We start from the raw sequence: 16,395 nt of genomic DNA, 5'->3' as shown, positions 1-16,395 counted from the left end.
AAATCAATATATTTCTCCACCTGAAACGTGGATAAACGCCCGATAAATACCAAAAATAAAAAAAGGGCTGTACCATTTATTTATGATACAGCCTCCTCCTACACCTGTAAATTTGTCAATACCGCAACAAAGCCAGCTTACCATCCATGGTGCTGAACAGCATTTGCCTGTCTCCTGCTGCCAGCACCTGGTTGACCAGGCAGTTGGATAATTTATACTTCCATAACAGGGAATGATTGCCACGGTTAATCGCATACACTACCCCGGCGTGAGTAGGTATATAAATCACCTCCCCGTGCGCCACTGGCGCCGCCGGATCCAGCTCGTAGCCCATTTCCACCGGCGACCGCCACAATAGCTGCATGGTGTCTGCTTTTGCTGCCACGGCATACAATTGCCCATCCATGGTTTTTATGAATACCTCGTTGCTGTCGGCCGAAAGTCCCAAAGACTCCCGCATCCTGACATCTGGCAGCGATTTCCGCCAGATTACCGCACCAGTAGCCGCATTAAAAGCAGTCATATAACGGTCTGGCGCCACAATAAATATCTTATTATCTGCTCCCACCGGCCAGCAGGCTGCCGGAGAAAACATCCTGTTCGCAGCCCCATTATTCCATTTCCATTTCAAAGCGCCGGTATGGGCATCCAGGGCATAGAAATCATTACCCCAGCTGCCGAAATAAATATTCCCCCCGTAAAAAAGTGGTTTATCCTCTACAAATCCATTTACACCGGTAAACTCCCACAATAATTTTCCCGTAGAGAGATCAAGCGCCCGGAAATGCCCGTCAGATGCACCGGTATATGCCACGCCGTTAACGATTTGCGTGCTGGCCACCACGGGTTTACCGGTTTCAAAACGCCATACGGGCTTGCCGGTAGCGGCATCAAGGCAATAAATAAAACTATCGGAAGAACCCACTACCACCTTATCTCCCGAAACCGCAGGTGTAGCATATATCTTTCCCTTCGTAACAAAAGTCCATTGCTTTTTTCCGTCTGTCAACCGCAGCGCATATACTTCACCGGCAGTATTGGTGGAAATCACCCGGTCTTTATACAAGGCCATACCAGACCCGATATCACTATTGTCCTGGTATACCCACGCCGCTTTCACTGCCGGAAACGAGTCATTCATCGCAAAAGAGGGGCGCGGGAAAGTACGGGTAACGGCCGCAGAATGCCCGGCCATCGGGATATTAACCCATGCCCGGTTCTTTTGTACCACAGGAGTGCGCTCCTCAAACTGCGCTTTCCCATTGCCAATAGTAACGATATTGTATCCGCCGATACTGTCTTTCGCCCGCAAATTGGAACGGCACATCACACCAGGTATCTCCTCAAAATCAAATACCCGGTTAGCATGACCATGACCACATAAAATCAGCTGTATATTGTGCTGCTTCAGCCGGTCGATCGCTTCATACCAGTTATTCAGATCTGCATTTTGCGGATAGTGATTGATATAAATGAGCGGTGTGCGTTTGTTTATGCCTTTTAACGTCTTATCCAGCCACACAATATTCTCCCGCGGCACCTGTCCAGGCCCCATCCGCATATTGGGCCCGCAGTTAGTACCCAGGAAACGATAACCACCATAGCTAAACGAAAATGTTTCGCTGCCAAACACCTTACGAAAAGTGTTACCCCCGCTCTCCGACCACTTGGTATCATGATTACCGGGGATAATATACCAGGGCTTCTGCAGCCCGTCCAGCACCGCTTTAGCCTGTTGCAGCTCTGCGTCGGCACCAAATTCCGTAATATCGCCCGAAATGATCACGAAGGCCAGATCCGGCTGACTGTTAATATCGGCCACGGTGCGTTGCAAATCTTCCAGTGCGTGGTCACTGCCCACGTGTGTATCAGATACTTCGGCAAACTTAAAAGCTGTCTGCGCTTCCGCCACAGGCGCCAGCATAGCCAATAGCATACTGCCAGCCAATAACCTCGAATAAAATTTCATGCCGTTGTTTTTATTGAATGTGCGGAGAAAAACTCCTAATGGTTAACAATTTTTTTCCCGGGAAAAGCCCATGTAACGGCTCATATGAAACACTTTCTTTCTTACCGGTGATATAGCTTCTATGATCTGTTGCACTACCTGCAACAGATCATGGTTCACCAGATCCTGCGCCGGCTTCTTGTGAACCATTCAAACCGGACCTGCACGTGCAGTAAAATACAAAAAAAAGATAAGTTGTATTCATTGCTTTCTTTCCCGAAATATTTATCTCCTCCGGCAAATTTGCCCTGAAATCCCGCAAATCTTGTCCCAATCCCGACGAATACGATTAGCAACGCGTCTCCTTCCTATTTTGCTTATTTTAGGCAGATTATAACACTCCAGATGACATGAAAAGATCCATCTTATTATACACGATACTCATCTTATCTATGACTGTATGCGCTCAAAACAACAGCAAGGATACACGCTATAAACGGTATACCGGAAAGTACGGTGGTAATTCAGGCATCTGCCTTTTTGAAGACGGCCAGTTCCTGATGTATGGATATGCAACGATGGTATTTGGCACTTACCGGTTTGAAAAAGATTACCTTCTTTTCACACCCGACAAACCAGATATCTTCGAGGTATATGCCCATCGGCACCCCAACTACGGCGATAGTGTACGGATAAATTTTGTAGGCTTCCAGCAAGGCAAAACCTTTTTGCAATTTGATAACGATATAGCCCACCCGGTGTTTAATGAAAATGCCAATTGCTTTGACCCGCCTTATGTATATGAAGCAGCCAGGGGTCCACGCGCCTTCACATTGGCGGCCATCCTTCCGGAAGCCCGCTGGAACAGGGAAGATGCGGGCATTTCATGGACCTATCAGGTAAACAAAGATTTCAACGATTTTATTCTTGTTCACAACGAACCCAAACGGCAATATGAAAATTTTAGTGGCATGGTGAGAAAAAACGAAGACGGCGAGACATTACAATTATCAAATTACGGCGGAAAAGAAGGGTATCAAAAAAACGAACCGGCCGACAACGATGAATGGCAACGCGTTCTCACTATGAAGCAGGAATACGAAGCGTCAAAACAGGGAAATGCAGACACCGGTTATGCCAACAGGCATTATCACGCTTTCCCCGAAGTAGATTTGGCGAATTATACTTTCGATCCCGCTTCTAACCAATATATCAGCAAGCAAGCAGCAGATAATGAACAATACTTCCGGAGTAATCAATATAACGATGATCGCTACCTGCGCAAGTACGTAAAGATCCAGCCTGTAACAAAGCGCGATAACGAATTCGATGCCGGCAAAGCAGCCACTGGAAGCATATTCTATACGGCTTGCGGATCAGAAAAATCTTATCACTATAATGGCTATGTCAAATACGATGATGTAGCGGCAGATGTAGCACCGATTGTTACCACTGCGCCGGCGCCCATGATAGCAACAGATAATCCGCGTAAGGTGGATGCCCCACATGCATCGTCAAACAATAACAATACCCCCAATTATGCTAACTTTAAACCGTTTCCCGTTAATCGCGAAGATGGATTTTATGTTGTGCAGAAAGCCAACTACCAGGATTATAGCAAAACAATACTGGCTAATCTACCATTTCTTACTAAAAAAGATATAACATCCGCAAGCGCCAGAACAGATGATGATGGTCAATCGGTTGTAGATATCAAATTCAGCGACACCGGGAAAAGTAAATTAAAGACTATCACCACAACAAATACCGGCAAACACATCGCAGTGGTAATAGGGAAAAAAGTCATTACCATGCCTGTTGTCCGGGAACCTGTTACTGGCGGGGGAATACAGATAGCAGGAGGTTTTACGCTGAAGGAATTGACCAACATTGCGAAACAGTTACAACAAAAGTAACGGGCTTATAAAACTCCGGTCGTATATTACATCTAAAAAAGCAACCTCATGTTACCATCTCACAGAGAAAGTTTATGGAAACAATTTGGCGGTAGCATTGATATGCTGGTCAACGCCATTTCCGCGTATCCTGAAAATCTTTGGTACCAGGAGAAAAAGTTTTTCTATATCTCCTACCATGTAGCTGTTTTCCTGGATTATTACCTCACCATTCCCGCAGCACCGCTCTCCGCTCCGCTTCCATTCACGCTCAGCGATGAGATCCCGGCCGACGGCATCGACGATATTGTTCCGGACAAAATTTACAGTAAAGAGGAGATACTGGCCTGGCTACAGGCAAGCAGAAAAAAATGCCATGACCTCATCCTTCACATGACTGAAATCGATTTCAATCAACCATGGGTAGAAGTGGATGGTAATAAAGTGATGCCGGTCTTTGAACTATTCTTATACAATATGCGTCATGTACAACATCATGCAGCACAGCTAAATATGCTATTAAGAAAGGATACCGGCGATGCGCCCCATTGGGTAAGAGCTGCCAGGTAAAGAAAACGAGGCGTTCTACAAAAATTTATTCCGTACATTACCAATAGTTTTTCAACTATTGCAGATGGCTATCAGAAATTTTTTGTGGATGATTGTTAGTCTGGCTATTTTTAATAGTTCCACGCGAGCAGATGATTTTCCGGGAGTATCCAGCCTTGGCATCGAACAAGGGCTTTCCAATAATTCCGTTACCTGTATTTTCCAGGACCACAAAGGGTTTATGTGGTTTGGCACCTATGATGGACTGAACAGGTATGATGGTTATGAATTTACGACTTTCAGGAAACAACCTGGCAATCAAAATTCCCTGGTTTTTAACCGTATCACTTCCATCGAAGAAGATGCGCAATATAACTTATGGGTAGGAACGATCGGTGGATTGAGCATTTATAATGCTTTCACCTCCAGGTTCTCTACCGCCAGTTATATACCTGTCAACGCCCAACAACCCGCCAACATATTGGAAAGGGTAAATGCTGTCAAATCTGATAAGCAGGGGAATATATTTGTGGCCACCAATAACACCGGATTACTGGTATATCGGAAGGGTAGCAAAGCCGCCTCACAGGTACCTTACAGGCACCTCTTCCAATACGACGTGACGGCAATCGAATTCGACAACGAACAACGGGCGTGGTTGTTTATCCGCAATGAAGGATTATGTCAGTATAACTATCATACCAACACCATTCAGCTGGTCAATAATACTGTCCGGACAGGGAATTGCCTGAAGGCAGATAGCAACGGTAATATTTTTGTAGGCGCTAACAGCGGTGTTTTTGAGCTAAAGAAAAACACCAATGCGCTATCAACAATACTCCCTACCGCCGACAATGTTGTTCATCTGACACTTTTAAAAAACAATGACCTCTGGATCGCTACCGATGGAGGTGGCATATTTATTTCACCCGCAACAGGCGGAAAAATAACGCCTTTCCAGGAAGCTGGCGGACAACCGACGTTATCAAGCCCCGCGGTCTATGACATTTTCCAGGATAAAGAAAACCGTATCTGGATCGGAACACTGCGAGGCGGCATCAATATGATAGACCCGGTAAAAGCCCGCTTTAAAATTATCCGCCATGATCCACTGAATAAAAATAGTCTTGTCCATAACTTTCCTTCCAACTTTAGCGAAGATGCCAGTCATAATCTCTGGATTGCCACCGATGGCGGCGGACTGAGTTATTGGATCAGGGAGCAAAATAAATTCATTAACTATCAGCATGAAAAAGGAAATCCACATACCCCCTCGGGCAACCTGGTAACAAGCGTGCTCAATGATACCGATGGAAAAGTGTGGATGTCGTTCTGGAATAACGGGATCAACCGGTTTGATCAGCAGTCCGGCACATTCGAAAAATTCAGCTGTACTAATACCGTTACCGGCAAAGAAGAACGAAATGTATGGAGACTGTATATGGACAAACAGCAGCAGCTATGGGCCGCTACATTTGATCCTGGCAGCCTTTATCGCTTCAACCGGCAAAAAAATGCCTTCGAATTATTCGACGATAAACTGATCGACCTGATGACCATCCAGGAAGACCGCGAGGGTGGACTCTGGGCGGGAGAATATAATACGCTGATTAAAATTGATCCCATCCAAAAAAAACATGCCCGGTATACTATTGGCAGCCGGGTAAGAGCCATCCATGAAGACAAGAACAGGCGCTTTTGGATAGGCACGGAAGACAGCGGGCTATTGCTATTCGATAGGTATGGCGGAACCTTTAAGCGGTTTACAGAAAAAGATGGGCTGTGTAGCAATGCCGTCCTGAATATATTGGAAGACGCCAGGGGCAACCTATGGCTCAGCACCTACAACGGTATATCCAAATTCGATCCTGTTTCTTTAAAATTTACCAATTACTCAGAGTCCGATAATCTTCAAAGCAATCAATTCATCTATAATGCAGCACTGGTACTGCAATCAGGAGAAATGGTATTCGGTGGAATAAGGGGATTCAATATCTTCAGGCCCGAACAGATTAATGCCAATGAAACCGCTCCCCCTGTTTTTATTTCCGGGATAAAGATCAATAATGTTCCCATAGAAGCCGACGACGCTTACATCAGCCGGCATTCCCAGGACCAGGTGCAGGAAATAAAATTGCCATTCAATAAAGCTACCCTGTCGCTGGACTTTGTGGCACTCGAATATACCTCCCCGGATAAGATCAGCTACGCCTATCGTTTGGAAGGCAGAGACGATGAATGGATTTATACCCGGAGAAGCAGGTCTGTCAATTACACCAGTCTGCACGAAGGCAAATATATTTTTAAAGTGAAAGCCACTGATACCGATGGCGCCTGGACCGGCAAAGAGCAGCAATTGACCATCCTGGTACTGCCCCCCTGGTACAGAAGCTGGTGGGCATACCTGATGTATGCTATCGCCGGCGGAGCGCTGATCTACACCTGGCTAAGATACCAGGCGCAAAAAAACCGGATGGCATTTGAAGTGGCCTGGGCTAAAAAAGAAACAGAACGGGAAAAAGAACTGAACGAAAAAAAGCTCAGCTTTTTCACCAACGTTTCCCATGAATTCCGCGCTCCTTTAACGCTGATCATCAATCCGCTGAAAGAATTATTATATCATCCGGAAAAGGCATCCGGTACCGGCGACCTCAGCATCGTTTACCGCAATGCCCGCAGGCTTCTCAGCCTTGTGGACCAGTTATTGCTGTTCCGGAAAGCAGATACAGAAGCGGATAAGCTGAAAATAGTCCGCCTGAATTTTTCCGCCCTTTGCCGAGAAGTATATATCTGCTTCAGCCAACAGGCTAAGATGAAAGCCATTACCTACGACTTCCACTGCAATAATCCGGATATTGAATTATTTGTTGATCGCGAAAAAATGGAGATCCTGCTGTTTAACCTATTCTCTAATGCCTTGAAGTTTACACCCGAAGGAGGAACGGTATCCATCCATATCGAAGAAGATGACCGCTGCCTGACGCTGAAGGTATGCGACACCGGCTGTGGCATTGAAAGTCATGTAGGACATAGGCTGTTTGAACGATTCTACCAGGAAAAAAACAAATATACTTCCTCACAATCCGGCTTCGGGATTGGCTTATACCTGGTGAAGCAGTTTGTGGAAGCGCATAAAGGAAAGATTTCTTATCAAAGCGAAATCAATAACGGTACGCAATTTACCCTGGTGCTGCAAAAAGGCACCGCTCATTTCGCCGGGCAATATATCCAGGAACAAATCATAGAAACACCACAATTCCTGCACGAGTTAGTGGAAGATACCACACCCGCTGCTCCTGTCCCCTCCAAAGCGGACCTGGAGGAAATAATTACTGACAAAAAAGCAATCCTGGTTGTCGATGACAATGCGGAGATCCGTGGATACCTTTCCCAGATATTTAAAGAGCAATTTATTGTACATGAAGCGGCTAACGGAGAAACTGCCTGGCAGCTGGCATTGCAGCAGCTCCCGGATCTCGTTATCAGCGACGTGGTCATGGGCGGGATGACAGGGGTAGAACTTTGCCGTAAGATTAAAGAAGAGCCATCACTGGTGCATACCCCGGTTATATTATTGACAGCTTCATTGTCTTCTGAGGTAAAATTAACAGGACTTGAATGCGGGGCCGATGATTATATCACCAAACCATTTGAAAAGGACTTGTTGATTGCCCGGGTCAATAATATCCTCAGGAACCGGAACGTGTTACAACAATATTTTTTCGACCGGATTACATTAAAGAGAAATTACACCAAAATACCAGCTATATACAAGGAGTTTTTGGAGAAATGTATTACGGTAGTAGAAAAGAATATTGATAACGAGGAGTTTTCTATTAAGATCCTGGTAAAAGAAATGAATATGAGCCATTCCAGTCTTTATAAAAAAGTAAAAGCTACTTCCGGTCAATCTATCAGTGCCTTTATCCGGCTCATCCGGCTGAGAAAAGCGGCGGTACTGCTCCTGAGCACCAATATAAATGTCAGTGAAGCTGCTTTCCAGGTGGGCATATCTGACGTCCGGTATTTCCGGCGACAGTTTGTGAAAGTGTTCGGTATAGCGCCTTCAGAATACATCAAGAAATACAAAGGCTCCTTTGATGCCAACTATAATTTGAGCGAATGGAGGAGTTAAAAACCCGGTTGGTCTCCTTCCAAAAGAGACTTGATCAATAGAAAGGTTTTTTCAGCCGTTATTTATGGTAATCAAGCACTTAGTTTACCAATTTGTCCCCCTTTTGTATGAATTACACCCCCTTGTATCGGCCAGCTTCATCCTAATTTGGGAGCAAAACTGATACAAATGGTCATATCTAAAAAAGTCCTCCTACTCTTTGTAGGACTTGCCCTTTTTGTGACTTCCTTGGCCCAAACAAGGAAAATAACAGGAAAAGTCACAGGGCCTGACCAACAACCGTTGGAAGGGGCGACGGTCGTTGTAAAAGGCCTCGGGCATGGGACCTCCACGTTGAAAGATGGTTCTTTCGTTATTAATGTACCGGAAACCGGTAACACACTAATTATCTCTTTTACCGGGATGGAAATCCTGGAAGTCCCCCTTGCCAACAAAACAACTGTACAAGTCCAGCTGAAAGGAAAAGTATCCAAGCTGGACGATGTGGTAGTGATTGGGTATGGTACACAAAAACGGCGTGACCTTACCGGCGCCGTCTCCACGCTCTCCTCACAGGCATACAAAGAGCAGCCGGTATTAAATGCTTCATCAGCTATCCAGGGCAGGGTAGCCGGCGTGTCGGTTACCAACAACTCGGGCGCCCCCGGAGGATCCGTAAAGCTTCGTGTCCGCGGCCCCAATTCCATCAATGGCGGCAACGATCCGTTATATGTGGTGGATGGCGTTGCCCTGAACAGCACCGGCCTGGGCGATCTCAATGTAAACGATATCGCCTCCATGGAAGTACTTAAAGATGCTTCTGCTACAGCCGTTTACGGCTCCAGGGGCGCTAACGGCGTTGTACTCATTACCACCAAAACCGGCTCCTCTGGCGTACCGCGGATTGAATACAATGGTTTCGTCAGCTTCAACAGGCCTATGAAAAAATACAGCCTAATGGACCCCGTTACCTATGCCAAAATCGCTAATCTTACCTCCGGGGTCAATACCTTCCCCGATCCTCAGTCATACGCCGGCAAAGGAACAGATTGGCAAAACATGATCTTCAGCAACTCCGTTACTCAAAGCCACGAACTGTCAGTAACTGGAGGAAAGGAAGGAGTAAAGTACTATGTGTCGGGATTTTATATCGACCAGCAAGGGCTATTGGTCAACAGCAGCCAGAAAAGATTCGGCTTCAGGTCTAATCTTGACGTTAAGCTGAGCAGCCGCCTGGACTTTGGCGTCAATGTTTATCTCGCCAGGATCAACTCCCATAATAACGGCGATATGGGCAGTAAAGGCAACCCGGTAACGGGAGCCCTCACCTGGGCACCCACAGAAGCCGTGTATGACGCACCCGGGCAATACAACCGCTTCGGCATATCACCCATCTGGGCTAATCCTTACATGACGATCAAGGAAAGCAATAATGATAACTTCGGCAATGTCGGCGTCTTTAATGGCAGGCTAAAATATGCTATCACAGACTGGTTGACGTTGACTGTCAACGCCGCAATGGACCTCAAAACAGCCAAATCTGCTTCTCTGAGAAACGACTGGATTAGTCCGGGTAACCCGGGTTCCTCACAGGGTTCTACGGAAAGCTACACCTTCCAGAATAGTAATATCCTTACTTTCCACAAGACCTTCGATAAGCACGATTTAACAGCCACCGCCCTGGTGGAAGAATCTTCCAATAAATATAGTTACTTCAATGCCGCCGGCTCTGGACTGGCTTCCCTGTCGAACGGGTATCATAACCTGGGCTTAAACGCTTCCCAGTCCATCAACTCAGGCTATTCCAACTGGGCATTGTTGTCTTACATGGGACGCGTGGCCTACAGCTACAACGATAAATACCTGTTGACTGCCACTCTCCGCCGCGATGGATCTTCCAAATTCCAGGGGAATAATAAATGGAGTAGCTTCCCCTCTTTCAGCGCCGGATGGAAACTCTCCAACGAAAAATTTATAGATGACCTGGGGGTATTCTCCAATCTTAAATTAAGAGCGGGATGGGGTGTCACCGGTAACCAGGCTATTGATCCATATAGTACCCTGGGTCTGCTCAACAGTGTTATTTATTCCTATGGCACTCCCAACGGGTACCAGGGCTATACACTGGGGAATCCTGCCACACCGGATGTAAAATGGGAAACATCGAAACAAACAGACATCGGGCTCGATATGGGATTCTTAAATGGCAGGATCAACGTCACAGCAGATTACTATAACAAGAACACCAGCGACCTGCTGCTGTTCACCCGCATCGCCAACTACGACGGTGGCGGATCCTACCTGAAAAATATAGGAAAGGTGAACAACAAAGGTTGGGAATTCATGATTGAAGGTACACCTTATAAAAGCAGGGAACTGACCTGGACCACCTCCCTCAATCTTTCCTTCAACAAAAACAAAGTGATCGACCTTGGTAAAGACAGCCTGCTGGAAAGGAACGTGATTGGCTCAGGATTAATCTCTGCTCCTATACAGGTGGTAAAAGTTGGAGAGCCAATGGGCGCCTTTTACCTGATTCCCTGGGAAGGCGTATACCAGTCTGATAACGGCAATTACAAAGCCGGTGATGCCAGGTACCGCGACGTGAGCGGCAATGGATCTATCGGGTTTGAAGACAGGGTCATTTCGGGATCTGCTACTCCCACGTTTATCTGGGGCTTTAATAACAGCTTCGCTTATAAAAATTTTGAATTGAATATTTTTATCCAGGGTTCACATGGCAATAAAATATTCAACGCCACCTACGCCGCTGCCGCAATTCCCACCAGCGATGTGAAATTCATCAACCTCGCTGATGCTGCTAATTACTGGACCTCTTCCAACACCAGTTCTACCTGGGCTAACCCGGCAAGTAAAAATAAAAGCTGGGTAGAGTCCACCCAATTTTTGCAGGATGGCGGCTACGTGCGGTTAAAGAACGTAAGTCTTTCTTATACACTACCTAAAAATCTGCTCAAAGTAGCGGCAGCAAAGGTGTACGTTAGTGCACAAAATATTGCCACCATCACTAAATACAAGGGATTTGATCCGGAAGCAACTACCGTAGGCGGCGATGTGGATGCAGGTATCGACCTGGGTGCTTACCCTTCTCCTAAAACTGTGACGGTTGGATTGCAAGTGAAATTTTAATCATCTCACGAATGCTTAAAGCTATCGACATGAAAAAAGTAATTAACTATATGAATGGCCGGCCTCTGCGGATAACATTGGCCATGTGTTGCCTGGTGTTAGCCTCCTGCAGCAAATTCCTCGACGAAACACCCAAGGGAAGCATTACGCCGCAGAGCTTTTATAAAACAGCTAACGACCTCCAACTAGCGGAAACCGCACTGGCATTGCAGTTCAACCTGGCATTCAACCAGGTAACTGCACCTTACTACGCTGGTGATGATATTGCTGCGAAAAGGAACGGAAACAAAATAGATTTTTCCGACTTCGATGTATTCAACGCCAACTCCTCCAACAGCAGGATGACGTCCTGGTGGAATGCGTTTTATGGCACCATCAAATCGGCAAATTCCCTGCTGGCAAATTATAATAGTGCAACAGAGGCAACAGCAGACCAGAAAAATAATGCCGGCGGCTATGCATACTTTATGCGTGCCATCAGCTATTTCTACCTCACAAGAACCTGGGGAGAAGTGCCTATGCCTGTTGACAACAGTATCAACGATAACCGCCCCAATGCCAAAGTAGCCGACATCTATACCCTGATTGTGGATGATCTTCAGAAAGCAGAAACCATGCTGCCGGATCATTGGACAGGCCCGGCGAAACAGAACGGCGTAGATGTATTGCCAACGAAAGGTTCCGCAAAAGCGCTGCTGGCGAACGTATACCTGACCATGGCCGGCTGGCCGCTCAAACAGGCCAACAAATACGCATTGGCCGCCGCTAAAGCCAAAGAAGTGATTGATAATAAAGCTACCTGGGGCTATACGCTGCTAACAAACTTCTCAGATCTATGGAAGTTCTCCAACCGGTTCAACACAGAAGCAGTATATGCATGCTATTTCAACAAAACTACTCCCAATGCCACCTGGGGCAACGGAAATATGATGGCGCCCAATCCTTATGCTCCCGACTATGAAGAAGGAGGCTGGGAAGATGGATTCGGAGAAATTTCATTCTTCAACAGGTTCCCTGCCGGCCCCCGGAAGGACGCCACTTATCAGAAGGATTACTATGTAAAGAATGATCCTGCCAATGTAGTAGACTGGCAACATACCCTACAGAAACATCCTTATTTTTTGAAGTATAGAGAAGACGACCAATACAACTGGAGCAATCATAAAGCGGGCGATTGGTGGAGCAGTGCTACCAGCTTCGTGATCCGTTATTCCGAAGTGCTGCTCACCTATGCAGAAGCGCAGGCGATGTCAGCAGGTCCCGATGCAAACGCGTACCTCGCCATCAACCAGGTACGGCAGAGAGCAGGCCTGACGCCACTCCCCGAAGGCTTATCCCAAACGGATTTCAGGAATGCCGTTGTTGCTGAACGAGGCTGGGAGTTTGCAGGTGAATTCGGTATCCGTTGGTTTGACCTGGTAAGGACTGAAACGGTGCAGCAAGCCAACTCCCTGAGAGACGCAGGGGAAGTGGCGCTCATCAATCACCCCTCCGATGCCGGTCATACTTATTATTGGGCGCCGATACCATTTGTGAAATAACAGTGTAACCCATCACTTAAACCTCACATACCATGACCCACACACAAAAAATGTCCACGGTTTGTCTGGCACTAACAAGTGCCGCACTTTTTTCATTTTGCAGTAAACAAACGCTTACACAAATCAATGGCCAGCAAAGCATGCTGGCTTCGAACAAAACAAGCACCACGGCCCAGATACTGAGCAGCTCCTGGGAAACGGTAACAGATGGCAGCTCATTAACGAATTATACGAGTTTCGAATCAGAATGGAATTATCTCTATCCCTGGGGATCCGATCACAATGGAACGGCCCGGATGTACGGAAGCAGCACGGATCATAGCCAGATCTACCTGAATGGCGATGGCTCCCTGACCCTCAAGGCTACATATCAGCCCGACAGTCTTCCCAGTAATAAAGATCCATACCTCCCCATTCACTATCACTCAGGTACCATTTACTCCAAACACCAGGTACTGATCGATTCTATCTACCCTTATTGGGAGATCAGTGTAGATCTTCAGGCGCCCACTGCTTCGGGTACCTGGCCTGCCTTCTGGATTACAGCTGTAAATAGCTGGCCGCCGGAAAGCGATATCGTGGAAGTGAAAGGCAGTACGTCCATCTGGCAAAATACCTACGACGGCAACTGGCAAACCAAGTTAACTACCGTCAACAATGCAGCCACCACCTGGCATCATTATAAAGCGGTATACAACCGGTTAAAGAATGCGAATGGGTCCTGGTCTAATAGCGTAGAATGCCAGTACTTCATCGATGGCGTATTGACTGCTACGCATGTGGGAAATAATTTTGCGAATGCCCCATACTGGCTCATTATCGATCTGCAGATGGAGGGCGCCAGTGGCAGCCCCGGTCCGCAAACAGATACCTATTTTAAAGTGAAGAACGTGGTGATGCGCAAAGGCAAAACGCCCTTCGATCCCAACGCCTCTTATAAGCTGGTAAATGTAAACAGCGGACAGGTACTGGCAGTGCCAAGCGCTTCTACTACCCAGGGGATAACCCTCATCCAATGGCCCTGGCTGGGAGGCACAGAGCAGCAATGGCAAATCGGAGATCAGGGCAGCGGCTACTATGTATTAACCAATCGTAACAGCGGACAACTCGTCGATGTTAAAAATGCTTCCACTACACAGGGTGCTGCCGTGATACAGTGGCCGTCTACCGGGAGCAATAACCAGATGTGGCAGATATCGAGAGTAGGAAACGGAATTTACAACGTCAAAAACCGCAACAGCGGATTAGCATTGGATATGGCCAATGCTTCCAAAGCGCAGGGCGATACAGCCATTCAGTGGCCTTATCAATCTGGCGCTAATCAGCAATGGCAGATTATCAGTCAACAGTAGTATGGTTGCAATTGATATTAAAGATCGGCCGCCTCAGAGAGGGCGGCCGGTTGGTTTATTAAATTTTTATAGATGGTAACATCAATAACTATACGAAGATAAAATAATCGGAAGCATATTTCGCCCAAAACAGAAAGGGGAAATTGCAGTGTGCAATTTCCCCTTTCTTTCGTGTCCCGGATTGGATTCGAACCAATGACCTACTGCTTAGAAGGCAGTTGCTCTATCCAGCTGAGCTACCGAGACTTATATGTTTCATTTTCCCTTGAAATGTGAAATAAATTGCTATATTTATCTCTCGTTTTGGGAGTGCAAATTTATATAAAATTCCCTCAATAAATCAAATTTAATTTTAAATTTCTTTAAATATAGTTTTGATCACCATGGATGTACAAATTGAACCAAGTTGGAAGGAAGCGCTGAACGATGAATTTACAAAATCGTATTTTAACCAGGTCGTCATGTTCCTAAAGCATGAAAAAGCACTGGGAAAAGTAATCTATCCTGCAGGAAACCTCATCTTTAACGCATTCGATAAAACCCCGATCGACAAAGTAAAAGTAGTGATCCTCGGGCAGGATCCCTATCACGGCGAAGGCCAGGCGCATGGACTCAGCTTCTCCGTACCCGATGGCGTAAAACCACCTCCTTCGCTGGTCAACATCTACAAGGAAATGAAAACGGACCTCGGCCTGGATATCCCTACCAGCGGCAATCTTACTAAATGGGCAGAGCATGGCGTATTACTGCTCAATGCCTTCCTGACGGTAAGAGCCAGCGAACCCGCCTCCCATAGCAAAATAGGCTGGGGAGATTTTACCGATGCCGTTATCAGGACCATCTCCGAAAAAAGACGGGATGTTGTATTCCTGCTCTGGGGCCGCTTTGCACAGGATAAACAATACCTGATAGATGCCACTAAACATCATATATTGCAGGCAGCACACCCCTCTCCCTTTAGCGCAGACAAAGGATTTTTCGGGTGCAGGCATTTCTCAAGAACCAATGAAATATTGACGAAAGCAGGGATTGAGCCGGTAGACTGGAGACTCTAAAAGTGAACTACCCATGTTAAAAAATATACTCGGCCGGATATTCGCGTTATGGTGCCTGCTGCTATTTGCCGGCACCATGCTGATCGTATTTATTCCTATCTGGATTTTCTCCTTCTGGCCAGACCCCATAAAATCCAAAGGCTTCCTGGCTATTGGCAGGATATGGATGATCGTATATATGCCACTCATAGGATGTCCCGTGAGAAGAAGAGGAACGGAATATTTTACACCAGGACAAACCTATGTGATCGTTTGCAACCACAACTCGCTGATCGATGTACCGGTAACCACCGCTAAAATTCCCGGCGCCAACAAAACACTGGCAAAGGCTTCTATGGGCAAAATCCCGCTCTTCGGTGTATTATACCGCATCGGCGGCATCATGGTAGACCGCAACAGCGAAGCCAGCAGGAAACAAAGTGTGATAGAAATGAAACATGCGCTAAGCCTGGGACTGCACATCCTGCTCTATCCCGAAGGTACCCGTAACCGCACCAAAGAACCACTGAAAGCCTTCTACGATGGCGCTTTCGCGCTGGCCATAGATACCCAGCTGCCACTGATGCCGTCTGTATTACTACATACCAGGAAAATAGTTCCGGCGGAAAAAAAATTCTTTGCATGGCCGCACCGCATCGACTACCATTTTTTCCCGCCCATCCCTACCGAAGGGCTTACCAGGGATGATTTGCCGGCATTGAAAGAAAAAGTATTTAAACAGATGTGGGACTTTTATACCACGCATGAATAAAAGAAGAAAGCGAAGCAGGTGCCTGCTTCGCTTTCTTCTT

The 16,395-nt window shown here is 46.6% G+C and carries 9 protein-coding genes and 1 tRNA gene; 8 read left to right on the top strand and 2 right to left on the bottom strand.

Translation table 11 applies throughout. The features are described 5' to 3' along the window. Positions 1–115: 115 nt before the first annotated feature. Complete coding sequence (locus FHW36_RS29510) at positions 116–1,969, bottom strand: outer membrane protein assembly factor BamB family protein (RefSeq protein WP_145674978.1); 1,854 nt, start codon at positions 1,967–1,969, stop codon at positions 116–118. Positions 1,970–2,358: 389 nt separating this feature from the next. Here FHW36_RS29510 and FHW36_RS29505 point away from each other — a divergent pair, with 389 nt between their 5' ends. The 6 genes from FHW36_RS29505 (at position 2,359) to FHW36_RS29480 (ending at position 14,549) form a co-directional block, all read left to right on the top strand. Beyond that, positions 2,359–3,864 carry a SecDF P1 head subdomain-containing protein gene (locus FHW36_RS29505; RefSeq protein WP_145674977.1) on the top strand — a complete coding sequence of 502 codons (1,506 nt, stop codon included), beginning with the start codon at positions 2,359–2,361 and terminating at the stop codon, positions 3,862–3,864. 48 nt (positions 3,865–3,912) lie between these two features. Then, the gene (locus FHW36_RS29500; RefSeq protein ID WP_222429214.1) at positions 3,913–4,413 is read left to right on the top strand and encodes a DinB family protein; all 501 of its coding nucleotides are present in this window, start codon (positions 3,913–3,915) and stop codon (positions 4,411–4,413) included. Between the two features lie 64 nt (positions 4,414–4,477). Next, positions 4,478–8,527: a hybrid sensor histidine kinase/response regulator transcription factor gene (locus FHW36_RS29495; RefSeq protein ID WP_246121257.1), complete on the top strand. Its 4,050-nt coding sequence runs from the start codon at positions 4,478–4,480 to the stop codon at positions 8,525–8,527. A gap of 168 nt (positions 8,528–8,695) precedes the next feature. Next, positions 8,696–11,656: a SusC/RagA family TonB-linked outer membrane protein gene (locus tag FHW36_RS29490; protein ID WP_145674976.1), complete on the top strand. Its 2,961-nt coding sequence runs from the start codon at positions 8,696–8,698 to the stop codon at positions 11,654–11,656. A 29-nt stretch (positions 11,657–11,685) separates the two neighbouring features. Beyond that, positions 11,686–13,197, top strand: a complete 1,512-nt coding sequence (locus FHW36_RS29485) for a RagB/SusD family nutrient uptake outer membrane protein (protein WP_186452675.1) — start codon at positions 11,686–11,688, stop codon at positions 13,195–13,197. A gap of 32 nt (positions 13,198–13,229) precedes the next feature. Further along, on the top strand, positions 13,230–14,549 hold the full coding sequence (locus FHW36_RS29480) for an RICIN domain-containing protein (protein WP_145674973.1): 1,320 nt from the start codon (positions 13,230–13,232) through the stop codon (positions 14,547–14,549). A gap of 172 nt (positions 14,550–14,721) precedes the next feature. On the opposite strand, the gene FHW36_RS29475 is transcribed toward FHW36_RS29480, so the two are convergent. Further along, a tRNA-Arg gene (locus tag FHW36_RS29475) sits at positions 14,722–14,795 on the bottom strand. Positions 14,796–14,932: 137 nt separating this feature from the next. Here FHW36_RS29475 and ung point away from each other — a divergent pair. Next, the gene (ung, locus tag FHW36_RS29470; protein WP_145674972.1) at positions 14,933–15,604 is read left to right on the top strand and encodes a uracil-DNA glycosylase; all 672 of its coding nucleotides are present in this window, start codon (positions 14,933–14,935) and stop codon (positions 15,602–15,604) included. Positions 15,605–15,617: 13 nt separating this feature from the next. Beyond that, entirely contained in the window at positions 15,618–16,355 is a 738-nt protein-coding gene (locus FHW36_RS29465) for a lysophospholipid acyltransferase family protein (protein WP_145674971.1), read from the top strand. The last annotated feature ends 40 nt before the right edge of the window (positions 16,356–16,395 follow it).

It is taken from the genome of Chitinophaga polysaccharea (genome assembly GCF_007829335.1).
GTDB lineage: Bacteria > Bacteroidota > Bacteroidia > Chitinophagales > Chitinophagaceae > Chitinophaga > Chitinophaga polysaccharea_B.
The sequence above is the reverse complement of the archived record's forward strand: the minus strand, read 5'-3'. Positions and strand labels throughout refer to the sequence as shown.